This is a genomic window from Escherichia albertii, assembly GCF_028622335.1.
Lineage (GTDB): Bacteria > Pseudomonadota > Gammaproteobacteria > Enterobacterales > Enterobacteriaceae > Escherichia > Escherichia albertii.
Genome location: NZ_CP117568.1, coordinates 3,279,210 through 3,303,131, shown reverse-complemented (window position 1 = coordinate 3,303,131; position 23,922 = coordinate 3,279,210). Strand labels below are relative to the sequence as shown.

The following is a 23,922-nucleotide window of genomic DNA, read 5'->3' as shown; positions in this document are numbered from 1 at the left end:
AAATAATTTCCATGATACAGAAAAAGGAGTCTGTTATGGTCACCCCCATTCCTGCAAAACGCGGCAGAAAACCTACCGTTGCCACCGCCCCCGCGACTGGACAGGTTCAGTCTTTAACGCGTGGCCTGAAATTACTGGAGTGGATTGCCGAATCCAATGGCAGTGTGGCGTTGACCGAATTAGCACAGCAAGCGGGCTTACCCAACTCGACCACTCATCGATTGCTGACCACTATGCAACAATTGGGCTTTGTCCGTCAGGTTGGCGAACTGGGCCACTGGGCGGTAGGCGCACATGCTTTCATGGTGGGTAGTAGCTTTCTCCAGAGCCGTAATTTGTTAGCCATTGTCCACCCTATTCTGCGTAATTTAATGGAAGAGTCTGGCGAAACAGTAAACATGGCGGTTCTTGATCAGAGCGATTACGAAGCCATTATTATCGATCAGGTGCAGTGTACCCACTTGATGCGTATGTCCGCCCCTATTGGCGGTAAATTGCCAATGCACGCTTCTGGTGTGGGTAAAGCCTTTTTGGCCCAACTAAGTGAAGACCAGGTGACGAAGTTACTGCACCGTAAAGGCTTACATGCCTATACCCACGCGACGCTGGTCTCGCCAGTCCATCTGAAGGACGATCTCGCCCAGACGCGTAAACGTGGCTATTCATTTGACGATGAAGAACATGCACTTGGACTGCGTTGCCTCGCGGCGTGTATTTTCGATGAACATCGCGAACCATTTGCCGCAATTTCGATTTCCGGGCCGATTTCACGTATAACCGACGACCGCGTGACCGAGTTTGGCGCGATGGTGATTAAAGCGGCGAAGGAAGTGACGCTGGCGTACGGTGGAATACGCTGACTTTTTCGCCTCTGATTTATACGAATCGAACGCTAAACCGCTGCCTGCGCCGATACGCATAAACATCTTCCACATGCCCTTCACGTATGCGGTTTTGTAGTGCGCGCCAGTAGTCGGCGTGAAACAAATCGGCGTGCATCTCTTCGAATAGCGGACCAATGCGCGGATCGGCGCATAGCCAGTGGCGGAACTCTTCCGGGAAAACATCGCCCGGCGAGACGCTGTACCACGGTTCGCTGGCAAGTTCGTCTTCCGGGTAGCGCGGCGGCGGGATGTCACGGAAATTCACTTCCGTCATGTAGCAAATTTCATCGTAATCATAAAACACCACACGACCATGACGAGTAACGCCAAAGTTTTTAAACAGCATGTCACCAGGGAAAATGTTGGCGGCGGCAAGCTGGCGAATGGCGTTGCCGTACTCTTCAATGGCATCACGCAGCTGCTGGCCTTCTACTTGTTCCAGCCAGATATTGAGCGGCACCATCCGCCGTTCGATGTAAAGATGGCGAATCACAATCTGTTCGCCGAGATCGGTGATTTTTTCCGGCGCTTCCTGGAGCAGTAATTCCATTAATGCCGGAGCAATTTGCCGCTTCTCCAGCACAAAGTTTTCAAATTCCTGGGTGTCCGCCATTCGACCCACGCGGTCGTGCTCTTTCACCAGTTGATAGCAGGCGCGAACATGAGCGGCTGACATCTCTTTCTGCGGCGCAAACTTGTCTTTAATCACTTTAAATACCCGGTCAAAGCCCGGCAGCGTAAACACCAGCATCACCATTCCACGAATACCCGGCGCTTCAATGAACTGCTCATGACAGCCCTGTAAATAAACGAGATATTCACGGTAACTTTCGGTTTTGGCGTGCTTCTGGCAGCCGATAGCCATATACAATTCTGCGGTCGTTTTGCCCGGCAGAATTTCCCGTAACCACTCAACCAGCGCACCAGGCAGCGGTGCATAAACCATAAAATAGGAGCGCGCGAAGCCAAAGACAATGCTCGCTTCGGCGGTGGTCGTCAGGCAGGTATCAATAAACAGCTCGCCGTCGTCCGTCTGATGGATCGGCAGCAAAAAGGGCAACGTGCCGGAAGGTGTTATTAGTTTACCCACCAGCCAGGCAGCTTTATTGCGGTAAAACAGTTCGTTCGCCACCTGTAAATGGCTTTCCGCGAGGTTGTCTGTCCCCAACATTTCTGTCAGATGGCGAATGATGTAATGAATGTCACGGCTTTTATTTTGCCAGCGCAGACGCAGCGGCAGGTCGCTGAGAACGCGCATCAGCAGTGAGTCCCAGCCGTGATCGGGGTAAAAGTCTTTCGCCAGCGGGCGTGGAATGGTACGAAAACGACGCTCTGGCTGGGAGCTGAAGATAAAAAGCCGCTCGGGAGTAAGCGAGCGGTGGTCAAATAACCGACAGTACACGGAGTTGAAAAAGCTCTCCGCAATCTCGAAGCGCGGGTACTCCGGCAACAGCCGCGTGTAGTGCTCTTTGACGCGCAGTAAAAATGCCGCGTCCGTGCTTTTGCCGTTGGTGATACAGCGCAGTTGCTCCACGACCAGCCCCACGTGATGATCGTAAAGATGGATGCGGCTTTTCATCGCCTGCTGGACAGCATGCCAGTCGGCTTGTTCGAAACGCTGCTGTGCCCCAGAAGTCACTTCGAGGAATCGACCATACTGAGCGTCGAAGCCTTGCAAAATGGTTTGTGCAATCAGTAATTCCAGGCCACGCGACATTAGGTGCCCTCATCGAAAACAGAGAATTGCCGGATTCGGCGTAAACGCCTTATCCGGCCTACATTCGGCAACGGCTGTAGGTTGCTTAGAACTGCGATTCTTCGGTGGAGCCGGTCAGCGCAGTAACTGAAGACGTGCCGCCCTGAATAATGGTCGTCACCTTATCGAAGTAGCCAGTACCCACTTCCTGCTGGTGAGAAACAAAGGTGTAGCCATCTTTCGCGGCGGCGAATTCCGGTTGCTGGACTTTCTCAACGTAATGCTTCATGCCCTCGCCCTGGGCATAGGCGTTTGCCAGGTCGAACATGTTGAACCACATGCTGTGGATACCCGCCAGGGTGATGAACTGGAACTTGTAGCCCATATCCGACAGCTGCTGCTGAAAGCTGGCAATAGTTTTATCGTCGAGGTTCTTCTGCCAGTTGAACGACGGCGAGCAGTTATAAGCCAGCAGTTTGCCCGGATATTTCGCGTGAATGGCTTGTGCAAAGCGACGCGCCAGTTCCAGATCCGGCGTGGAGGTTTCACACCAAACCAGGTCAGCATACGGCGCGTACGCCAGGCCACGGCTGATTGCTTGTTCAATACCTGCATGAGTACGGAAAAAGCCTTCGTTAGTACGCTCACCGGTAATAAATTCGCTGTCATACGGGTCGCAATCGGAGGTGATTAGATCCGCCGCATCGGCATCGGTACGTGCAACCAGCAGGGTTGGAACGCCTGTCACGTCAGCGGCCAGACGCGCGGCAACCAGTTTCTGAATAGCTTCCTGAGTGGGCACCAAAACTTTGCCGCCCATGTGACCGCATTTCTTCACTGACGCCAGCTGATCTTCGAAGTGAACTGCCGCTACACCGGCTTCAATCATCGCTTTCATCAGTTCAAAGGCATTCAGTACACCGCCAAAACCGGCCTCCGCATCGGCGACGATCGGCAGGAAGTAATCGACATAGCGCGGATCGCCAGGCTCAATACCGGAAGACCACTGGATCTGATCGGCACGGCGGAAAGTGTTGTTGATCCTTTCCACTACTGCTGGCACTGAGTTCGCCGGATACAACGACTGGTCAGGGTACATACTGGCCGCGAGGTTAGCGTCCGCCGCTACCTGCCAGCCAGACAGATAGACCGCTTCAATACCCGCTTTCGCCTGTTGCAACGCCTGACCGCCAGTCAGTGCACCGAGGCTGTTGATATAACCTTTTTTCGATTCACCGTGCAGCAGTCGCCACATTTTCGCCGCGCCCAGTTGCGCCAGCGTGCATTCTGGATTGACCGAACCGCGTAATTTCACCACATCCTCCGCGCTATACGGGCGGGTAATGCCTTCCCAGCGCGGTTGAGTCCACTCTTTCTGTAATTCTTCGATTTGTTGTGTACGGGTTTTCATGTGCAGATGCTCCATAGTTATGTGGTGGTTTACGCTAACAGGCGGTAGCCTGGCAGGGTCAGGAAATCAATTAACTCATCAGATGTGGTGATCTGTTCCATCAGGCGTGCGGCATCCTCGAAGCGTCCGTTATTGAAACGTTGTTCGCCCAATTCACTGGCAATCACTTTCATCTCTTCCGCAAGCATCTGGCGGAACAGAGCTTTAGTAACCGGTTTGCCATTGCTCAACGTTTTTCGATGATGGATCCACTGCCAGATAGAGGTACGCGAGATTTCAGCCGTCGCCGCATCTTCCATCAGGCCATAAATCGGCACGCAGCCGTTGCCGGAAATCCACGCTTCGATGTACTGCACAGCCACGCGAATATTGGCGCGCATCCCTTCTTCGGTGCGTTCACCGTCACAAGGTGCCAGCAGTTGATCGGCTGTAATCGGGGCGTCTTGTTCGCGCATCACCTTAAGCTGGTTTTTACGGGAGCCGAGAATGTCGTTGAATACCGCCATTGCCGTGTCCGCAAGGCCTGGATGTGCGATCCATGTGCCATCGTGACCGTTATTGGCTTCCAGCGATTTATCCGCTTTCACTTTGTTGAGCACCTGGTTATTGCGCTCTTCATCTTTGCTCGGAATAAACGCCGCCATGCCGCCCATCGCAAAAGCACCACGTTTATGGCAGGTTTTAATCAACAGGCGTGAGTAAGCATTCAGGAAGGGTTTTTCCATCGTCACTGCCTGTCTGTCTGGCAGGACGCGATCGGGATAGTTTTTCAATGTCTTGATATAGCTGAAGATGTAATCCCAGCGACCACAGTTCAGACCGACAATATGGTCGCGCAGCGCGTGAAGGATTTCGTCCATCTGGAACACGGCGGGCAGCGTTTCAATCAGCAACGTCGCCTTGATGGTGCCACGCGGTAGGTTAAAGCGATCTTCGGCATAGCTGAAAACGTCGCTCCACCATGCCGCTTCCTGCCATGACTGGGTTTTTGGCAGATAGAAATAGGGACCGCTGCCCTTTGCCAGTAAGGCCTGGTAGTTGTGGAAGAAATAGAGCGCAAAATCAAACAGGCTGCCAGGAGTCGCTTCGCCGCGCCAGATGACATGTTTTTCCGGCAAGTGCAGACCGCGTACCCGACAAATCAAAACCGCTGGATTGGGCTTGAGCTGATAAATTTTGCCTGCTTCATTGGTGTAACTGATGGTGCCGTTAACCGCATCGCGCAGGTTAATTTGCCCGTCGATCACTTTGTTCCAGTCCGGGGCCAGTGAATCTTCGAAATCGGCCATAAAGACTTTCACATTGGCGTTCAGTGCGTTGATCACCATCTTGCGCTCAACGGGCCCGGTAATCTCTACGCGGCGGTCTTGTAAGTCCGCAGGAATCCCGCGAATTTTCCAGCCGCTTTCACGAATGGAAGCTGTTTCCGAAATGAAATCAGGCAACGTTCCGTTATCGATATCCTGCTGCTGCTGAATGCGCGCTGCCAGAAGTTTATTGCGTTGTGGCGTAAAATGCGTCACCAGCTCAGTCAGAAATTCTACCGCTTCGGCAGTAAGAATTTGCTTCTCCTGCTCGCCATACGGCCTTGTGAAAGCCAGTTCATCGGTTGTTGTTGCCTGTTCAGTCATCGTGCAGCTCCCCGTCATGGATCCGAAAACTTCCCCACTGTGAACGAAGGATCGTTGTGTGCTTTTCGTTCAGCACAACTAAGACTACTCATTTAAAACGCAAAATCAAAAACAATTTCCATTTTAAACAAAAATACAACTTAACCTATTGATAACAACACAAATAAAATTTATTTACTTGGTGAGGTGTATTTCGGAAATAAAAAAGCACCCGAAGGTGCCCGAGATAAGGTGCTGAATCGCTTAACGATCGACTATCACAGAAGATTAATCCAGCGTTGGATTCATGTGCCGTAGATCATATGGCGTGATCTGGTAGACGTAATAGTTGAGCCAGTTGGTAAACAGCAAATTACCATGACTACGCCAGCTTGCTCGCGGTGTATTTTGTGGATTGTTATGCGGGAAATAGTTATACGGTACATCTGGATTCAATCCGGCTTCCACATCGCGGAAATATTCCTGCGCCAGAGTTTGCGCATCATATTCGGGATGGCCCGTCACAAAGGCTATACGCTTATCTTTGCTGGCGAACAGGTAGGCGTCTCCTTGTTCCGTCTCCGCCAGAATTTCCAGATCGGTGTAATCACGAATCAACGCTGCCGGAAAGTCAGCGTAGCGCGAATGCGGTGCCAGGAATGAATCATCAAAGCCACGCGTCAGGAGCGCATGAGGATGGAGAATGTGATGCTCATAAACGCCAGAGAGTTTGTCAGTACGGGTTTGTTTAGGAATGCCGTAGAGGATATTGAGCGCAGCTTGTACCGCCCAACAGACAAAAAGTGTTGAGGTGACGTGATCTTTCGACCATTCCAGCACCTGTTTGATCTGCGGCCAGTATGCGACGTCATTAAACTCAACCAGGCCCAGCGGCGCGCCGGTGACTATCAAGCCGTCAAAGTTCTGTTCCTGTATGTCTTCAAAGTTGCAGTAGAAGTTGTTCAGATGCTCTGCGGGCGTGTTGCGCGACTCACGGGAATCAATGCGTAACAGTTGGATATCAACCTGCAAAGGCGAGTTTGAAAGCAGGCGCAGAAACTGATTTTCAGTTTCGATCTTCTTCGGCATCAGGTTAAGGATAAGCACCTTTAGCGGACGAATTTCCTGACCAGAAGCGCGAGAAGTTGTCATCACAAAGACGTTTTCTTCACGCAAGAAATTGACGGCGGGTAGCTCGTCCGGCACACGAATCGGCATAACCTGATTACCTCACTACATACGCTTATACGTTTAGACATCCAGACAGCTGAAGATACCCAGAAAATTTACCAATGTCGAGCCTGCATGTTGAAGGTGAGAAAGTTTCAAGGAAAAGGCTACGTTAGAATATAAGAATGGCTAAAAGGAGTGAAAATGGTTATGAGTATTCGCCGCTCACGGCATGAGGAAGGGGAGGAACTCGTTGCGATTTGGTGTCGTTCTGTCGATGCCACTCACGATTTTTTATCCGCAGAGTATCGGGCCGAGCTGGAAGAGCTGGTGCATTCCTTTCTGCCGGAAGCACCGTTGTGGGTCGCGGTTAATGAGCGGGATCAGCCGGTTGGGTTTATGTTGCTAAGTGGGCAGCATGTGGATGCGCTGTTTATCGATCCTGATGTGCGCGGCTGCGGTGTGGGTCGGATGTTGGTCGAGCACGCACTCTCAATGGTTTCGGAACTGACAACCAATGTTAATGAGCAAAATGAGCAGGCGGTTGGGTTCTATAAGAAGATGGGTTTTAAGGTTACAGGGCGCTCTGAGGTGGACGATTTGGGGAAACCGTATCCGTTGCTGAATCTGGCGTATGTGAGGGAATGATGCGAAGTATGGCCCTGCGTAGGCTGGATAAGACGCGCCAGCGTCGCATCCGGCATTTTTTGCCCCAGCGCAAAAAGGCCATCCTTATGGATGGCCTTCTGTTTAATTTGATGCCTGGCAGTTCCCTACTCTCGCATGGGGAAGCCCCACACTACCATCGGCGCTACGGCGTTTCACTTCTGAGTTCGGCATGGGGTCAGGTGGGACCACCGCGCTATCTCCGCCAGGCAAATTCTTTGTGCTCTGTCCTGTGTCTTTTCCACTGATACTGCGCCGGCTGCATTCCCGAAAGTCAGTCACATACTTCAGTATGCTCCTTCCTTCGCTTCATTTGCCGCCTTGTCTCAGCGTAAAACCCTTCGGACTCTGAATCTGAGCTGAAAATCTTCTCTCAATCCGCCAAAACACCTTCGGCGTTGTAAGGTTAAGCCTCACGGTTCATTAGTACCGGTTAGCTCAACGCATCGCTGCGCTTACACACCCGGCCTATCAACGTCGTCGTCTTCAACGTTCCTTCAGGAGACTCTAAGTCTCAGGGAGAACTCATCTCGGGGCAAGTTTCGTGCTTAGATGCTTTCAGCACTTATCTCTTCCGCATTTAGCTACCGGGCAGTGCCATTGGCATGACAACCCGAACACCAGTGATGCGTCCACTCCGGTCCTCTCGTACTAGGAGCAGCCCCCCTCAGTTCTCCAGCGCCCACGGCAGATAGGGACCGAACTGTCTCACGACGTTCTAAACCCAGCTCGCGTACCACTTTAAATGGCGAACAGCCATACCCTTGGGACCTACTTCAGCCCCAGGATGTGATGAGCCGACATCGAGGTGCCAAACACCGCCGTCGATATGAACTCTTGGGCGGTATCAGCCTGTTATCCCCGGAGTACCTTTTATCCGTTGAGCGATGGCCCTTCCATTCAGAACCACCGGATCACTATGACCTGCTTTCGCACCTGCTCGCGCCGTCACGCTCGCAGTCAAGCTGGCTTATGCCATTGCACTAACCTCCTGATGTCCGACCAGGATTAGCCAACCTTCGTGCTCCTCCGTTACTCTTTAGGAGGAGACCGCCCCAGTCAAACTACCCACCAGACACTGTCCGCAACCCCGATAAGGGGCCAACGTTAGAACACCAGCCATTAAAGGGTGGTATTTCAAGGACGGCTCCATGCAGACTGGCGTCCACACTTCAAAGCCTCCCACCTATCCTACACATCAAGGACCAGTGTTCAGTGTCAAGCTATAGTAAAGGTTCACGGGGTCTTTCCGTCTTGCCGCGGGTACACTGCATCTTCACAGCGAGTTCAATTTCACTGAGTCTCGGGTGGAGACAGCCTGGCCATCATTACGCCATTCGTGCAGGTCGGAACTTACCCGACAAGGAATTTCGCTACCTTAGGACCGTTATAGTTACGGCCGCCGTTTACCGGGGCTTCGATCAAGAGCTTCGCTTGCGCTGACCCCATCAATTAACCTTCCGGCACCGGGCAGGCGTCACACCGTATACGTCCACTTTCGTGTTTGCACAGTGCTGTGTTTTTAATAAACAGTTGCAGCCAGCTGGTATCTTCGACTGATTTCAGCTCCACGAGCAAGTCGCTTCACCTACCATCAGCGTGCCTTCTCCCGAAGTTACGGCACCATTTTGCCTAGTTCCTTCACCCGAGTTCTCTCAAGCGCCTTGGTATTCTCTACCTGACCACCTGTGTCGGTTTGGGGTACGATTTGATGCTACCTGATGCTTAGAGGCTTTTCCTGGAAGCAGGGCATTTGTTGCTTCAGCACCGTAGTGCCTCGTCATCACGCCTCAGCCTTGATTCTCCGGATTTGCCTGGAAAACCAGCCTACACGCTTAAACCGGGACAACCGTCGCCCGGCCAACATAGCCTTCTCCGTCCCCCCTTCGCAGTAACACCAAGTACAGGAATATTAACCTGTTTCCCATCGACTACGCCTTTCGGCCTCGCCTTAGGGGTCGACTCACCCTGCCCCGATTAACGTTGGACAGGAACCCTTGGTCTTCCGGCGAGCGGGCTTTTCACCCGCTTTATCGTTACTTATGTCAGCATTCGCACTTCTGATACCTCCAGCATGCCTCACAGCACACCTTCACAGGCTTACAGAACGCTCCCCTACCCAACAACGCATCAGCGTCGCTGCCGCAGCTTCGGTGCATGGTTTAGCCCCGTTACATCTTCCGCGCAGGCCGACTCGACCAGTGAGCTATTACGCTTTCTTTAAATGATGGCTGCTTCTAAGCCAACATCCTGGCTGTCTGGGCCTTCCCACATCGTTTCCCACTTAACCATGACTTTGGGACCTTAGCTGGCGGTCTGGGTTGTTTCCCTCTTCACGACGGACGTTAGCACCCGCCGTGTGTCTCCCGTGATAACATTCTCCGGTATTCGCAGTTTGCATCGGGTTGGTAAGTCGGGATGACCCCCTTGCCGAAACAGTGCTCTACCCCCGGAGATGAATTCACGAGGCGCTACCTAAATAGCTTTCGGGGAGAACCAGCTATCTCCCGGTTTGATTGGCCTTTCACCCCCAGCCACAAGTCATCCGCTAATTTTTCAACATTAGTCGGTTCGGTCCTCCAGTTAGTGTTACCCAACCTTCAACCTGCCCATGGCTAGATCACCGGGTTTCGGGTCTATACCCTGCAACTTAACGCCCAGTTAAGACTCGGTTTCCCTCCGGCTCCCCTATTCGGTTAACCTTGCTACAGAATATAAGTCGCTGACCCATTATACAAAAGGTACGCAGTCACCCCATTAAGAGGCTCCCACTGCTTGTACGTACACGGTTTCAGGTTCTTTTTCACTCCCCTCGCCGGGGTTCTTTTCGCCTTTCCCTCACGGTACTGGTTCACTATCGGTCAGTCAGGAGTATTTAGCCTTGGAGGATGGTCCCCCCATATTCAGACAGGATACCACGTGTCCCGCCCTACTCTTCGAGCTCACAGCATGTGCATTTTTGTGTACGGGGCTGTCACCCTGTATCGCGCGCCTTTCCAGACGCTTCCACTAACACACACACTGATTCAGGCTCTGGGCTCCTCCCCGTTCGCTCGCCGCTACTGGGGGAATCTCGGTTGATTTCTTTTCCTCGGGGTACTTAGATGTTTCAGTTCCCCCGGTTCGCCTCATTAACCTATGGATTCAGTTAATGATAGTGTGTCGGAACACACTGGGTTTCCCCATTCGGACATCGCCGGTTATAACGGTTCATATCACCTTACCGACGCTTTTCGCAGATTAGCACGTCCTTCATCGCCTCTGACTGCCAGGGCATCCACCGTGTACGCTTAGTCGCTTAACCTCACAACCCGAAGATGTTTCTTTCGATTCATCACCGTGTTGCGAAAATTTGAGAGACTCACGAATAATCTTTCGACTATTCAGTGTTTCAATTTTCAGCTTGATCCAGATTTTTAAAGAGCAAATATCTCAAACTTCACCCGAAGATGAGTTTTGAGATATTAAGGCAGGTGACTTTCACTCACAAACCAGCAAGTGGCGTCCCCTAGGGGATTCGAACCCCTGTTACCGCCGTGAAAGGGCGGTGTCCTGGGCCTCTAGACGAAGGGGACGTATCAGTCTGCTTCGCAAGACGCCTTGCTTTTCACTTTTCATCAGACAATCTGTGTGAGCACTGCAAAGTACAGTTCTTTCAGGTAAGGAGGTGATCCAACCGCAGGTTCCCCTACGGTTACCTTGTTACGACTTCACCCCAGTCATGAATCACAAAGTGGTAAGCGCCCTCCCGAAGGTTAAGCTACCTACTTCTTTTGCAACCCACTCCCATGGTGTGACGGGCGGTGTGTACAAGGCCCGGGAACGTATTCACCGTGGCATTCTGATCCACGATTACTAGCGATTCCGACTTCATGGAGTCGAGTTGCAGACTCCAATCCGGACTACGACGCACTTTATGAGGTCCGCTTGCTCTCGCGAGGTCGCTTCTCTTTGTATGCGCCATTGTAGCACGTGTGTAGCCCTGGTCGTAAGGGCCATGATGACTTGACGTCATCCCCACCTTCCTCCAGTTTATCACTGGCAGTCTCCTTTGAGTTCCCGGCCTAACCGCTGGCAACAAAGGATAAGGGTTGCGCTCGTTGCGGGACTTAACCCAACATTTCACAACACGAGCTGACGACAGCCATGCAGCACCTGTCTCACGGTTCCCGAAGGCACATTCTCATCTCTGAAAAGTTCCGTGGATGTCAAGACCAGGTAAGGTTCTTCGCGTTGCATCGAATTAAACCACATGCTCCACCGCTTGTGCGGGCCCCCGTCAATTCATTTGAGTTTTAACCTTGCGGCCGTACTCCCCAGGCGGTCGACTTAACGCGTTAGCTCCGGAAGCCACGCCTCAAGGGCACAACCTCCAAGTCGACATCGTTTACGGCGTGGACTACCAGGGTATCTAATCCTGTTTGCTCCCCACGCTTTCGCACCTGAGCGTCAGTCTTCGTCCAGGGGGCCGCCTTCGCCACCGGTATTCCTCCAGATCTCTACGCATTTCACCGCTACACCTGGAATTCTACCCCCCTCTACGAGACTCAAGCTTGCCAGTATCAGATGCAGTTCCCAGGTTGAGCCCGGGGATTTCACATCTGACTTAACAAACCGCCTGCGTGCGCTTTACGCCCAGTAATTCCGATTAACGCTTGCACCCTCCGTATTACCGCGGCTGCTGGCACGGAGTTAGCCGGTGCTTCTTCTGCGGGTAACGTCAATGAGCAAAGGTATTAACTTTACTCCCTTCCTCCCCGCTGAAAGTACTTTACAACCCGAAGGCCTTCTTCATACACGCGGCATGGCTGCATCAGGCTTGCGCCCATTGTGCAATATTCCCCACTGCTGCCTCCCGTAGGAGTCTGGACCGTGTCTCAGTTCCAGTGTGGCTGGTCATCCTCTCAGACCAGCTAGGGATCGTCGCCTTGGTGAGCCGTTACCTCACCAACAAGCTAATCCCATCTGGGCACATCCGATGGCAAGAGGCCCGAAGGTCCCCCTCTTTGGTCTTGCGACGTTATGCGGTATTAGCTACCGTTTCCAGTAGTTATCCCCCTCCATCGGGCAGTTTCCCAGACATTACTCACCCGTCCGCCACTCGTCAGCAAAGAAGCAAGCTTCTTCCTGTTACCGTTCGACTTGCATGTGTTAGGCCTGCCGCCAGCGTTCAATCTGAGCCATGATCAAACTCTTCAATTTAAAAGTTTGATGCTCAAAGAATTAAACTTCGTAATGAATTACGTGTTCACTCTTGAGACTTGGTATTCATTTTCGTCCGAGGACGTTAAGAATCCGTATCTTCGAGTGCCCACACAGATTGTCTGATAAATTGTTAAAGAGCAGTTGCGACGCGGCTTTCAGCTCACTGTCGCGAGGTGGCGTATATTACGCTTTCCTCTTTCAGAGTCAACCCCGAATTTCAGGATTTTTCTCTTCAACCGAACCGGCTGTTTGTGTGAAGTGATTCACATCCGCCGTGTCGATGGAGGCGCATTATAGGGAGTTCCCGCGCATCCGCAATAGAAAAATTGCAGAAAAATGACTGACTGCTGCATTCCCCAGCAAAACCCCGCTTTATACCTTTTTACGCACAGAGTTATCCACAATCATCAATGTAATTTCTGTATTTTCCCCCACGGTAACCTCTGTCAAAATTGTGATCACCATTGAAAGAGAAAAATTCGCGAGCGTTGCGCAAACGTTTTCGTTACAATGCGGGCGAAAAATAAGGATGCCCCGTTAGGGGCGTTAGCTGAGTTTTTCGCGAAAAATTCAGCTAACGCTCTCTGTAATAGTCAAATCCAGGGGATTTACCATGCAACAACGTCGTCCAGTCCGCCGCGCTCTGCTCAGTGTTTCTGACAAAGCCGGTATCGTCGAATTCGCCCAGGCACTTTCCGCACGCGGTGTGGAGTTGCTGTCTACAGGGGGCACTGCCCGTCTGTTAGCAGAAAAGGGTCTGCCAGTGACCGAAGTTTCCGATTACACCGGTTTCCCGGAGATGATGGATGGACGCGTGAAGACCCTGCATCCGAAAGTGCATGGTGGCATTCTGGGCCGTCGCGGCCAGGACGATGCCATTATGGAAGAACATCAGATCCAACCTATCGATATGGTGGTTGTTAACCTGTATCCGTTCGCCCAGACCGTTGCTCGTGAAGGCTGCTCGCTGGAAGATGCGGTTGAGAACATCGATATCGGCGGCCCAACCATGGTGCGCTCCGCCGCCAAGAACCATAAAGATGTCGCTATCGTGGTGAAGAGCAGCGACTACGACGCCATTATTAAAGAGATGGATGACAACGAAGGATCGCTGACGCTTGCAACCCGTTTCGACCTCGCCATCAAAGCCTTCGAACATACCGCCGCCTACGACAGCATGATTGCCAACTACTTCGGCAGCATGGTTCCGGCTTACCACGGTGAAAGCAAAGAAGCCGCCGGTCGCTTCCCACGCACGTTGAACCTGAACTTCATTAAGAAGCAGGATATGCGTTACGGTGAGAACAGCCACCAGCAGGCGGCCTTCTATATAGAAGAGAACGTGAAAGAAGCCTCTGTTGCCACCGCAACCCAGGTTCAGGGTAAAGCCCTCTCTTATAACAACATCGCCGATACCGATGCGGCGCTGGAGTGCGTGAAAGAGTTCGCCGAGCCAGCATGTGTGATTGTGAAGCACGCCAACCCTTGCGGCGTGGCTATCGGCAATTCCCTTCTTGATGCTTACGATCGCGCGTACAAAACCGACCCAACCTCCGCATTCGGCGGCATTATTGCCTTTAACCGCGAGCTGGATGCTGAAACCGCACAGGCCATCATTTCTCGTCAGTTTGTCGAAGTGATCATTGCACCGTCCGCCAGCGAAGAAGCCCTGAAAATCACCGCCGCCAAGCAGAACGTACGCGTTCTGACCTGCGGTCAGTGGGGCGAACGTGTTCCGGGCCTTGATTTCAAACGCGTTAACGGCGGTCTGCTGGTTCAGGATCGTGACCTGGGGATGGTTGGTGCAGAAGAACTGCGCGTTGTCACCAAACGCCAGCCGACCGAACAGGAACTGCGTGATGCGCTATTCTGCTGGAAGGTAGCGAAGTTCGTTAAGTCTAACGCCATCGTCTATGCCAAAAACAATATGACCATCGGGATTGGCGCGGGCCAGATGAGCCGCGTGTACTCCGCAAAAATCGCCGGTATTAAAGCGGCCGATGAAGGTCTGGAAGTGAAAGGTTCCTCGATGGCCTCTGACGCGTTCTTCCCGTTCCGCGACGGTATTGATGCCGCCGCCGCTGCGGGCGTGACTTGTGTTATCCAGCCTGGTGGTTCTATCCGTGATGACGAAGTGATTGCCGCTGCCGACGAGCACGGTATTGCGATGCTCTTCACCGACATGCGCCACTTCCGCCATTAATGGAGCAATAGATGAAAGTATTAGTGATTGGTAACGGCGGGCGCGAGCACGCGCTGGCCTGGAAAGCGGCGCAGTCGCCGCTGGTTGAGACTGTGTTTGTTGCTCCGGGTAACGCAGGCACTGCACTGGAGCCCGCGCTGCAAAACGTTGCTATCAGCGTGACCGATATCCCGGCACTGCTGGATTTCGCGCAAAACGAAAAGGTAGATCTAACCATCGTCGGCCCGGAAGCGCCGCTGGTGAAAGGCGTGGTTGATACCTTCCGCGCCGCCGGGCTGCAAATCTTCGGCCCAACCGCAGGTGCCGCGCAACTTGAAGGTTCGAAAGCGTTTACCAAAGATTTCCTGGCCCGCCATAAAATCCCTACGGCGGAATACCAGAACTTCACCGAGGTAGAACCTGCGCTGGCGTATCTGCGTGAGAAAGGCGCGCCAATCGTCATTAAAGCTGACGGTCTGGCTGCCGGGAAAGGCGTGATCGTGGCGATGACGCTGGAAGAAGCTGAAGCCGCCGTGCACGACATGCTGGCGGGCAACGCTTTTGGCGACGCGGGTCATCGCATTGTTATCGAAGAGTTCCTCGACGGCGAAGAAGCGAGCTTTATCGTGATGGTGGACGGCGAGCATGTGCTGCCGATGGCCACCAGCCAGGATCACAAACGCGTAGGCGATAAAGATACCGGACCAAACACGGGCGGGATGGGCGCTTACTCCCCTGCCCCGGTAGTGACCGATGACGTTCATCAGCGCACCATGGAACGTATCATTTGGCCAACCGTGAAAGGCATGGCGGCGGAAGGCAACACCTACACCGGTTTTCTCTACGCGGGCCTGATGATCGACAAACAGGGCAATCCGAAGGTTATCGAATTTAACTGCCGCTTTGGCGACCCGGAAACCCAGCCGATTATGCTGCGCATGAAGTCCGATCTGGTTGAACTCTGCCTGGCGGCCTGTGAAGGGAAGCTGGACGAGAAAACGTCCGAGTGGGATGAACGTGCTTCTCTCGGCGTGGTGATGGCTGCGGGTGGATATCCGGGTGATTATCGCACCGGCGATGTGATCCACGGCCTGCCGCTGGAAGAAGTGGCAGGCGGCAAAGTGTTCCATGCGGGCACAAAACTGGCGGATGACGAGCAGGTGGTGACCAGCGGCGGACGCGTACTGTGCGTCACCGCGCTGGGTCATACCGTAGCTGAAGCGCAGAAACGTGCTTATACCTTAATGACCGATATCCACTGGGACGATTGCTTCTGCCGGAAAGATATCGGCTGGCGCGCCATCGAACGCGAACAGAACTAACGCGACAGTTTTGCCAACAGCGTTTTACGCGTAATTCCTAACTGACGGGCGGCTTCGGTTTTGTTACCGCCCGTTTTCTCCAGCGCCGCCAGAATCACCTCTTTTTCCACTTCCACTAGCGGCTGAATATCCTGACTTTGCGCCATCGGGATCGGCGTACCGGCAATCGCCAGCGGCAGCTCGCGTTCGGAAATATATTCCCCGGTCAGCAACACCACCGCCCGTTCCATCGCGTTTTCCAGTTCACGAATATTCCCCGGCCAGTCGTAGTGAATCAACAGATCCATCGCCTGGGGCGTAAAACCTTTTACCGCCTTGCGATTACGTTCGGCAAACCGCTGAAGAAAATGGTCAGCCAGCAGGGGAATATCTTCCCGCCGTTGCCGTAGCGACGGTACTTCAATTGCCACTACGTTCAGGCGATAGTAGAGATCCTGGCGAAAACGCCCGGCATTCACCTCCTCGGCAAGATCGCGATGGGTCGCCGCAATCAGCCGGACATCAACCGGGATAGTCTGGTTGCTACCGACACGTTGCACTTCGCGCTCCTGAATGGCACGCAGCAGGCGAACCTGCATCATCGGCGAGATATCGCCAATTTCATCGAGAAACAGCGTGCCGCCATCTGCCTCAACAAAGCGCCCTTCCCGCCGTTTGTCGGCGCCGGTAAACGCCCCTTTTTCGTGACCAAACAATTCGGATTCCAGTAAGGATTCGTTGAGCGCCGCGCAGTTAAGTGCCACCAGAGGCTTTTCGCGACGGGCGCTACTGGCGTGAATCGCTCTGGCAACCAGCTCTTTGCCCGTGCCGGAATCGCCGTGGATCAACACTGTGGCTTCTGATGGCGCGACGAGGGCAATTTCACTGAGCAGGTGCTGCATCGCCGCGCTTTTGCCAACCATACCGAACTGGCTGGCAGACACCGCAGGCATTTCAGCGTCAACACAGTGCGTATGCGCGAGCGCCTTTTCCAGCGTCGCCTGCAAGTTATCGAAATCCAGCGGCTTAATGAGATAATCCAGCGCCCCGGTTTTCAACGCCTCTACCGCCGTCTCAACGCTGGAGTACGCAGTCATAATCAGTACCGGAATCGCCGGATTTAACGCTTTGATCTCTTTCAGCGTGGCAATACCGTCCATCTCTGCCATTCGCACATCGCAAAGCACGAGATCAAAAACCTGCTCCCGCACCTGTGCCAGCGCCTGTCGCCCGCTGTTCGCCAGCGCGACGTTATAGCCCCAGCCGCGCAGCAATGCCTGCAAGATAGTGCAGTGGCTAATGTCATCATCCACCACCAGAATATCGATATTATCGTGCGTCATCCTTGTGGGTCCTTATGCGTAATATTGACCGGAAGCCAGAGGGTGAACGTAGCGCCTTTGCCCTCCAGGCTTGCGACCTGAATTGTACCACCGTGTTGTTCAACAATATTATGTACGACCGCCAGCCCCAACCCGGTACCTTCGGCTTTGGTGGTGAAATACGGGGTGAAGATGGCTTCAAGCTGATCCGCCGCAATTCCCTTACCGCTGTCGGTAACGCTGATTTTCACGCCCGCTCCGCTTTCATTTGCCACAACGCTAATCACGCCATGCTGACCAATAGCCTGAATGGCATTGAGATAGAGATTCAACAGGACCTGAGTCAGCCGGTCCGGGTCGGCCTGAATCTCCGGTAATGTGTCGTTGGCGGTAAAGCGTAACTGGATCTCCCGGCTGTTTGCATCCTGGCTTACCAGCTGTAATGAGTGGTTAATCAGAGTATTGGGATCCACCGTCTGCAAAGCCAGATGCGTTGGCTTAACTAACTCCAGCAGCTCACTTACCACACGATTCAAACGGTCGGCTTCTTTCGCCATCACCTGCGCCAGTTGATGCGCTTCGCCACCCGCAGGCGCGCGCTCGGCGAAGTATTTCGCCAGCCCTTTAATGGATGAAAGCGGGTTACGGATTTCGTGGGCGACACCTGCTGCCAGATGCCCCAACGCCACCAGCTTCTCTTTGCGTTTCATCTCATCCTGCAGAAGCTGGCGCGAACGCAAATATCGACGATACCAGAAGAAAGACAACACGCTTGCCAGCAGTACTGTCGCCAGCGCGAAGATAATAATCAGGGTATTGCGTTTTTCTCCTGCCTGAGTAGCTACCAGATCGCTGGCATCAACAGCGATAAAAATAACCTGTTGTGCCTCTCCCAATGGCGCACCTTCGTTGTTGCAGCGCGGCATATTATGCATGCCGTGGCGCCAGGAAGCCGACATTGGCTGGAATAAGCGATAAACCTCAAGTGCAGGTTCATTTCCTGTGTTATCCATCAGTCTCCAGCGAGCGTTTTCCTCTGGCTTTAACTGCTTCATTTCGTCGGATGTATACAGAGGGCGTCCAATCATATTGGGATTGCTATGAAGAACGATAATCCCCTGCGCATTAGTCACGGCAAACCACAACACTCCCGGTTGCCCTGCCATCTCTTCCAGCAATGCCTGTTGCTGCACATGATGCATACGCATACCCATGCCCACGCGGCTTCCTGATTCCAGAGCGCGAATGAGTACATTTCCTTTTTCCAGTAATGCCTGCCGATCGGCCTCGCTCGCCCGGCCATAATCCCGAATGACGGTTACCGCAAACAACCCTACCAGCACCAGAATCGCCACCGGAAGAATCGTGCTGAGCCATTTCGCTAAGGTATCTTTTGGTCGCTGCATAAAACGATCTGCTCTTTGCTTAGTCATTCCTTCTGAACAGCAGAAATCATGCCATCTTTTATCGACTGTGACCCTGCGCTGAAACACAAAGGCTTGTGTTTCAATGAGTAAAAACGACTCACTCTCCACGACTGGCGAGTCATTTTTACTCGCTTGCCGCAACAGAAAGCCCATCAGACCTGTTTTTTTTAGTTGGCACGGAAAATGCAAATACCCGAAGAAAACAACCACATGAGGATGAGTCATGAAACGGAACACGAAAATTGCCCTGGTCATGATGGCGCTTTCAGCAATGACAATGGGAGCAACACCGGCATTCGCCCACGGCGGACACGGCATGTGGCAGCAAAACGCCGCCCCCTTGACCAGCGAACAACAGACAGTCTGGCAAAAAATTCATAATGACTTTTACGCCCAAAGCAGCGTGCTGCAACAAAAACTGGTGACGAAGCGTTATGAATACAACGCGTTGTTAGCCGCGAACCCACCGGATAGCAGCAAAATCAATGCCGTTGCTAAAGAGATGGAAACGCTGCGTCAATCATTAGACGAGTTACGGGTTAAACGCGATATTGCGTTGGCTGAAGCGGGTATCCCGCGCGGTTACGGTATGGGTTACGGTGGTTGCGATGGTGGCGGTCATATGGGCATGGGCCACTGGTAAATCAAAACGTCTTCTCGTTGGGTTGCCAACGGCAGAAATCAGAGTTTGCCACTAACAGTAATTGCGAACCCTCGGGCGCTTCCAGCCATGCCACGCTCACATCAACAGATGAGCGGCTCTGGCGGCGCTCGATATGCGCTATCGCCTGCGCATCTAAATCAGGTTTAATGGTTTGCCCTTCACAGGTGGTTACTGTCTGCTCCATTGCATGCCAGCGTCCCTGACGCAGCACGACTCTCCCCTGGCGTAAGGCATCGCTAATCTCGCGGATCTGCGCGGCACGATAACGGTATAAATCGATCTGATCATTGGAAAGCTGCTGCTTTTGCCCGTCGGATTCACGTTGCATAAAGCTCAAGTCACCGCGATCGTCAAAACGCGCCCGGATGTTTACCGGCGGTTTGCTGTAAACGTTGATATTGATAAGTGTGAGGTTATCGCCCTGCCAGCGATACTCTCGCGTCGTGGTATCGCCATTGCGCCACGGGCTAAACACGGCAAGCAAATGGACATTATCGCCGCTGTCTTTTCGCCAGATGCGGACCGCGCCCTGATCTTCAGCAAATCCACTGGCGGTAAAGGGAGGAAGTGAAGCGTTGTGGCTACAGGCAGTGAGAAACAGAGCGCCAGCCAGCATCAATGATCGACGCCAGAAAGACAAAAGGGGTGAAACCACCCCTTCGTTAAAACTGTTCACTGCCACGCAATCTTACTTAACTGCGTCTTTCAGTGCCTTGCCAGAAACAAACGCCGGTACGTTAGCTGCGGCAATTTTGATTTCTTTACCGGTCTGCGGGTTGCGGCCAGTACGCTCAGCGCGGTGGTTCACTTTGAAGGTACCGAAACCAACCAGTTGTACAGCATCGCCTTCTTTCAGAGACTCAGTAATTGCAGCCAGAGTGGACTCCAGAGCAGCTTTAGCCTGGGTTTTGGACAGTTCTGCTTTCTCTGCAATTACATCAATCAGTTGAGTCTTGTTCATAAGTTATCCTTACAATGTGTTTATCGCTTGCTAAGCATCGAGTGCGACGGAAATGCCAGAATAGCACTCTCCTGCATACACGCACCGATAGCCACTTTTTTTCGCCCCCCAAATGTAGACCAGACGGGGGGCGAAAGGGAAGACTCCAGGTACGACAAATCAGGCGTTAAATCACGTTTTCTGGTCTTATTGCTGAAAAATTATACCAATATTGCTCTCACCCGCCTCACGCAGGTCCGCTCTCAACCCTTTTATCAGATCGATATCGCGTTCTTCGCAATCGGCTAAAAGTCGGAAAATTTCCCACTGAATGTCCCATTCTTGCTCTACAGCTGGGTTTTCCTTGAGCTCTTCATCGCTCATTTCGCGACCAGCCTGAGTCATTTCCAGCATCGCGACAGTGGTGATGGAAGTCTTACTCACTTCCACCGCGTGTTCGAGCGTTTCGCCACTCAAACGCGAATGGACCAGTTCACTTAACGCCACGCAGGCGTCGATTGCTGGATAAACGCCGTACAGATCGAAATCGTCTGCAGAAGGAATCGCTTCTTCAAACTTCTCCAGCTGGCTGTCGAAATTTACTTTTGCGTCTTTGACGGTCAGCGTTTCCCAGATGAGATCGAGAATACGGCGGTAAATTTGCCCATCACCAAAACCTGTCTGCTGGCAGAACATGGCGTAGTTGGGGTACATGCGTTCGCATAAGCAAGCCATGAAAGTGACGTGCTGCCAGCTTTCCAGGCGCTCCAGACGCAGATGAATCGGGTTTTGTAACATGTTGAGTTCTCAGATACGAAAATTATCCGCAGTTTACCTGAATTAGGGCTGATTTGCTGTAAAGCGCACGAACGCCGGACGTTCCGAGGCCACCGCGTCCGCCCAGCGCGTTGGCTCCGGCAGACGATAGCCTTTCATGCAGCGTTGTACCCACGCCAGCGCGCTGTCCACGCTGACCCGATGGCCGGTAGAAATAAACAACGGGTTACAGCGCGCTTTGCTGCGCCAGACCCAGGCCAGCTGCTCGCCTTTATCCATCAGCGGGGCCAGTGCGCCCGGTTCGCTGGAGAGCGGTTCGAATTTACCGCATAGTCGTTTTTTCGCTACGCCAATGGTCGGCACATCCACCAGCAAACCAAAATGGCTGGCGACGCCAAGACGGCGAGGATGCGAGATCCCATGACCATCGACAAACACTAAATCCGGTTTTTGCGACAGCATGTCCCACGCGGTAAGCAGCGCAGGATACTCACGGAAGGAAAGAAAACCAGGAATGTAAGGCATGGTGGTGGCGATACGTGCCACTTTATACTCCACCAGCTCAAGCGAGGGGTATTTCAGCAGCACCATCGCCGCTCGCGTCACTTCTCCGCCTTGCTCAAACCCGACATCGGCTCCGGCGATCAGATCCGGGGGATCTTTATCGAGTCGATCCTCGCGGATCACAGAAGAAGCCAGTTCGATTTGTTGAGCGCGTAATGACGCGAGATCCATAATCACTCCTTAGCGGTGATATTGTTCAGACAAGCGATGCACTGCCTCGACAAACACGCCAGCATGTTCTGGCGGCACATCCTGATGAATTCCATGGCCGAGGTTAAAGACATGGCCTTCGCCGTGACCAAAACCGGCAAGAATTGTCGCCACTTCTTCTTCAATGCGTGCTGGCGGTGCATACAACATTGATGGGTCCATGTTGCCCTGCAACGCGACTTTATCACCCACACGACGGCGCGCATCGGCGATGTCCGTTGTCCAGTCGAGGCCCAGCGCATCGCAACCGGTTTCTGCCATCGCTTCCAGCCACTGTCCGCCGCCTTTGGTAAACAGCGTGACCGGCACGCGGCGACCGTCGTTTTCACGCAGTAAACCATCAACAATTTTATGCATGTAATAGAGCGAGAACTGTTGATAATCGCGCCCGGTAAGCACGCCGCCCCAGGTGTCGAAAATCATCACTGCCTGGGCGCCAGCTTTGATCTGTGCATTCAGATACAACGTGACGCTTTTCGCCAGTTTATCGAGCAGCGCGTGCAGCGCCTGCGGATCGGCATACATCATTTTTTTGATCACGGTGAACGCTTTGCTGCTACCGCCTTCCACCATGTAAGTCGCCAGCGTCCACGGGCTGCCGGAAAAACCAATCAGCGGCGCTTCGCCTTTCAGTTCGCGGCGAATGGTACGCACCGCGTTCATCACGTAACCCAGCTCATCTTCCGGGTCCGGGATTGGCAGTTTATCGACATCGGCTTTACAGGTGACTGGCGAGGTGAATCGCGGACCTTCTCCGGCTTCAAAATAAAGCCCTAGCCCCATCGCATCCGGGACAGTCAGAATGTCAGAGAAAAGAATCGCCGCATCCAGCGGATAGCGACGCAGCGGTTGCAAAGTCACTTCGCACGCCAGCTCGGCATTTTTGCACAGCGACATAAAATCACCCGCCTGAGCGCGCGTGGCTTTATATTCCGGTAGATAGCGACCCGCCTGGCGCATCATCCATACTGGAGTGACATCAACGGGCTGGCGCAGCAGCGCCCGCAGATAACGATCGTTTTTAAGTTCGGTCATTTTGGCTGTTCCTTAGTGCGTCAGGCGGTCAGTGTATCATCACTCATACTCTGCCCGACACATCGCCACTGTATCTTCTATCAGACGACGCGCCACGGTACCGGGCGGCGGCAGTAACGGCAAATCGTCGTAGCGATACCAGTTCGCCTCCAGCAATTCTTTCGGGTCGATCACGATGTCGCCGCTGTCATATTCCGCCATAAACGCGGTCATTAAAGACTGGGGAAACGGCCACGGTTGGGAAGTCACGTAACGCAAGTTTTTAACTTTAATTCCGCTCTCTTCCATCACTTCACGCGCGACTGCCTGCTCGAGGGTTTCGCCCACTTCGACAAATCCGGCAAGTACCGTATGGACACCATTGCGATGGCGGGTATGTTGAGCGAGGAGGATCGAATCATCACGCCGGATAGCAACGATAATACAGGGGGCGATTTGTGGATAGTAACGCTCGCGGCAGTGACTGCACAGCATCGCCCATTCGGTTTTGCTCGGATACATTTCATGCCCGCAATATCCGCAGTATTTATGCGAACGGTAAAACTCCGCCAGTTGCACGCCGCGTCCAGCCAGTTGAAACAGCCCGACATCCAGATCAATGACCTGACGCACCGATCCCATATCGTGACGACGCTGCTGTTGTACTAACCAAACGGGTTCTCCCTGCCATTCGCCGATGTGTAGTGCGCGCTGGCCCACAAGATCGAAATTTACCGCTTCGCCATAGGGTAATTCACCCTTCGGCAACCATAATTTTTGTTCATGACTGACGACCCACCAGCCGTGATCTAATTTTTCAATTATACGATCCATAGCTCTTGCACTACCTTTGCATCACTGGCATGTTTAACATGGTTT

Annotated in this window: 17 protein-coding genes, 1 tRNA gene and 3 rRNA genes; 5 read left to right on the top strand and 16 right to left on the bottom strand. The window is 53.0% G+C overall.

What is annotated here, in order from left to right; all coding sequences use genetic code 11:
* The first annotated feature begins 35 nt into the window (after positions 1–35).
* Positions 36–860, top strand: coding sequence for a glyoxylate bypass operon transcriptional repressor IclR (iclR, locus tag PS053_RS16060; protein ID WP_059236468.1), 825 nt, complete (start codon positions 36–38; stop codon positions 858–860).
* A 16-nt stretch (positions 861–876) separates the two neighbouring features.
* Here the strand turns inward: iclR and aceK are convergent, their stop codons facing one another.
* The 4 genes from aceK to metA all read right to left on the bottom strand — a co-directional run bounded on the left by aceK (position 877) and on the right by metA (position 6,819).
* On the bottom strand, positions 877–2,601 hold the full coding sequence (aceK, locus tag PS053_RS16055) for a bifunctional isocitrate dehydrogenase kinase/phosphatase (protein WP_256878780.1): 1,725 nt from the start codon (positions 2,599–2,601) through the stop codon (positions 877–879).
* Positions 2,602–2,686: 85 nt separating this feature from the next.
* Positions 2,687–3,991 (bottom strand): isocitrate lyase, encoded by a 1,305-nt coding sequence (gene aceA / locus PS053_RS16050; RefSeq protein ID WP_256878781.1) that lies wholly within the window; start codon positions 3,989–3,991, stop codon positions 2,687–2,689.
* 29 nt (positions 3,992–4,020) lie between these two features.
* Positions 4,021–5,622: a malate synthase A gene (aceB, locus tag PS053_RS16045; protein WP_000138914.1), complete on the bottom strand. Its 1,602-nt coding sequence runs from the start codon at positions 5,620–5,622 to the stop codon at positions 4,021–4,023.
* Positions 5,623–5,889: 267 nt separating this feature from the next.
* The gene (metA, locus tag PS053_RS16040) at positions 5,890–6,819 is read right to left on the bottom strand and encodes a homoserine O-acetyltransferase MetA (protein WP_059215425.1); all 930 of its coding nucleotides are present in this window, start codon (positions 6,817–6,819) and stop codon (positions 5,890–5,892) included.
* Between the two features lie 156 nt (positions 6,820–6,975).
* On the opposite strand from metA, the gene PS053_RS16035 reads away from it, so the two are divergent.
* Positions 6,976–7,419 carry an acetyltransferase gene (locus tag PS053_RS16035; protein WP_059271815.1) on the top strand — a complete coding sequence of 148 codons (444 nt, stop codon included), beginning with the start codon at positions 6,976–6,978 and terminating at the stop codon, positions 7,417–7,419.
* A gap of 112 nt (positions 7,420–7,531) precedes the next feature.
* Here the strand turns inward: PS053_RS16035 and rrf are convergent.
* From rrf to PS053_RS16015, 4 genes are all read right to left on the bottom strand, one after another.
* Positions 7,532–7,647 (bottom strand): 5S ribosomal RNA (rrf, locus tag PS053_RS16030).
* Between the two features lie 192 nt (positions 7,648–7,839).
* Positions 7,840–10,741: ribosomal RNA gene (locus tag PS053_RS16025) — 23S ribosomal RNA — on the bottom strand.
* 195 nt (positions 10,742–10,936) lie between these two features.
* A tRNA-Glu gene (locus tag PS053_RS16020) sits at positions 10,937–11,012 on the bottom strand.
* 85 nt (positions 11,013–11,097) lie between these two features.
* Positions 11,098–12,639, bottom strand: a 16S ribosomal RNA gene (locus PS053_RS16015).
* The 16S, 23S and 5S rRNA genes sit together here with 1 tRNA gene alongside, the layout of an rRNA operon.
* Positions 12,640–13,255: 616 nt before the next feature.
* Here PS053_RS16015 and purH point away from each other — a divergent pair.
* Positions 13,256–14,845 (top strand): bifunctional phosphoribosylaminoimidazolecarboxamide formyltransferase/IMP cyclohydrolase, encoded by a 1,590-nt coding sequence (gene purH, locus PS053_RS16010; RefSeq protein WP_059225474.1) that lies wholly within the window; start codon positions 13,256–13,258, stop codon positions 14,843–14,845.
* Between the two features lie 11 nt (positions 14,846–14,856).
* A complete protein-coding gene (purD, locus tag PS053_RS16005; RefSeq protein ID WP_059225473.1) occupies positions 14,857–16,146 on the top strand; it encodes a phosphoribosylamine--glycine ligase in 1,290 nt (429 codons plus the stop codon).
* Here the strand turns inward: purD and zraR are convergent.
* Both zraR and zraS read right to left on the bottom strand, forming a co-directional pair.
* Positions 16,143–17,468, bottom strand: coding sequence for a sigma-54-dependent response regulator transcription factor ZraR (gene zraR, locus PS053_RS16000; RefSeq protein WP_059225472.1), 1,326 nt, complete (start codon positions 17,466–17,468; stop codon positions 16,143–16,145). The genes purD and zraR overlap by 4 nt on opposite strands.
* Positions 17,465–18,880 (bottom strand): two-component system sensor histidine kinase ZraS, encoded by a 1,416-nt coding sequence (zraS, locus tag PS053_RS15995; RefSeq protein ID WP_256879489.1) that lies wholly within the window; start codon positions 18,878–18,880, stop codon positions 17,465–17,467. The genes zraR and zraS overlap by 4 nt, the downstream gene beginning before the upstream one ends.
* Positions 18,881–19,097: 217 nt before the next feature.
* Here zraS and zraP point away from each other — a divergent pair, with 217 nt between their 5' ends.
* Positions 19,098–19,517, top strand: a complete 420-nt coding sequence (gene zraP / locus PS053_RS15990; RefSeq protein WP_025237910.1) for a zinc resistance sensor/chaperone ZraP — start codon at positions 19,098–19,100, stop codon at positions 19,515–19,517.
* A 1-nt stretch (position 19,518) separates the two neighbouring features.
* Here the strand turns inward: zraP and PS053_RS15985 are convergent, their stop codons facing one another.
* The 6 genes from PS053_RS15985 to nudC all read right to left on the bottom strand — a co-directional run bounded on the left by PS053_RS15985 (position 19,519) and on the right by nudC (position 23,877).
* Positions 19,519–20,214 carry a DUF1481 domain-containing protein gene (locus PS053_RS15985; RefSeq protein ID WP_032275427.1) on the bottom strand — a complete coding sequence of 232 codons (696 nt, stop codon included), beginning with the start codon at positions 20,212–20,214 and terminating at the stop codon, positions 19,519–19,521.
* 12 nt (positions 20,215–20,226) lie between these two features.
* Complete coding sequence (hupA, locus tag PS053_RS15980; protein WP_001044513.1) at positions 20,227–20,499, bottom strand: nucleoid-associated protein HU-alpha; 273 nt, start codon at positions 20,497–20,499, stop codon at positions 20,227–20,229.
* Between the two features lie 186 nt (positions 20,500–20,685).
* Positions 20,686–21,276 (bottom strand): YjaG family protein, encoded by a 591-nt coding sequence (locus tag PS053_RS15975; protein WP_000940103.1) that lies wholly within the window; start codon positions 21,274–21,276, stop codon positions 20,686–20,688.
* A gap of 42 nt (positions 21,277–21,318) precedes the next feature.
* Positions 21,319–21,990 carry a deoxyribonuclease V gene (gene nfi, locus PS053_RS15970; RefSeq protein ID WP_256879490.1) on the bottom strand — a complete coding sequence of 224 codons (672 nt, stop codon included), beginning with the start codon at positions 21,988–21,990 and terminating at the stop codon, positions 21,319–21,321.
* A gap of 9 nt (positions 21,991–21,999) precedes the next feature.
* Entirely contained in the window at positions 22,000–23,064 is a 1,065-nt protein-coding gene (hemE, locus tag PS053_RS15965) for a uroporphyrinogen decarboxylase (protein WP_256879491.1), read from the bottom strand.
* Positions 23,065–23,103: 39 nt separating this feature from the next.
* Positions 23,104–23,877 (bottom strand): NAD(+) diphosphatase, encoded by a 774-nt coding sequence (gene nudC, locus PS053_RS15960; RefSeq protein WP_000373948.1) that lies wholly within the window; start codon positions 23,875–23,877, stop codon positions 23,104–23,106.
* Positions 23,878–23,922: the final 45 nt, after the last annotated feature.

Bases quoted from the DNA above. Each gene is read 5' to 3' on its own strand.
- zraR (WP_059225472.1), bottom strand. From the start codon at position 17,468: ATGACGCACGATAATATCGATATTCTGGTGGTGGATGATGACATTAGC.
- purD (WP_059225473.1), top strand. From the start codon at position 14,857: ATGAAAGTATTAGTGATTGGTAACGGCGGGCGCGAGCACGCGCTGGCC.
- PS053_RS16035 (WP_059271815.1), top strand. From the start codon at position 6,976: ATGGTTATGAGTATTCGCCGCTCACGGCATGAGGAAGGGGAGGAACTC.
- aceB (WP_000138914.1), bottom strand. From the start codon at position 5,622: ATGACTGAACAGGCAACAACAACCGATGAACTGGCTTTCACAAGGCCG.
- aceA (WP_256878781.1), bottom strand. From the start codon at position 3,991: ATGAAAACCCGTACACAACAAATCGAAGAATTACAGAAAGAGTGGACT.
- zraS (WP_256879489.1), bottom strand. From the start codon at position 18,880: ATGACTAAGCAAAGAGCAGATCGTTTTATGCAGCGACCAAAAGATACC.
- nudC (WP_000373948.1), bottom strand. From the start codon at position 23,877: ATGGATCGTATAATTGAAAAATTAGATCACGGCTGGTGGGTCGTCAGT.
- nfi (WP_256879490.1), bottom strand. From the start codon at position 21,990: ATGGATCTCGCGTCATTACGCGCTCAACAAATCGAACTGGCTTCTTCT.
- iclR (WP_059236468.1), top strand. From the start codon at position 36: ATGGTCACCCCCATTCCTGCAAAACGCGGCAGAAAACCTACCGTTGCC.
- aceK (WP_256878780.1), bottom strand. From the start codon at position 2,601: ATGTCGCGTGGCCTGGAATTACTGATTGCACAAACCATTTTGCAAGGC.
- zraP (WP_025237910.1), top strand. From the start codon at position 19,098: ATGAAACGGAACACGAAAATTGCCCTGGTCATGATGGCGCTTTCAGCA.
- purH (WP_059225474.1), top strand. From the start codon at position 13,256: ATGCAACAACGTCGTCCAGTCCGCCGCGCTCTGCTCAGTGTTTCTGAC.
- PS053_RS15975 (WP_000940103.1), bottom strand. From the start codon at position 21,276: ATGTTACAAAACCCGATTCATCTGCGTCTGGAGCGCCTGGAAAGCTGG.
- metA (WP_059215425.1), bottom strand. From the start codon at position 6,819: ATGCCGATTCGTGTGCCGGACGAGCTACCCGCCGTCAATTTCTTGCGT.
- hupA (WP_001044513.1), bottom strand. From the start codon at position 20,499: ATGAACAAGACTCAACTGATTGATGTAATTGCAGAGAAAGCAGAACTG.
- hemE (WP_256879491.1), bottom strand. From the start codon at position 23,064: ATGACCGAACTTAAAAACGATCGTTATCTGCGGGCGCTGCTGCGCCAG.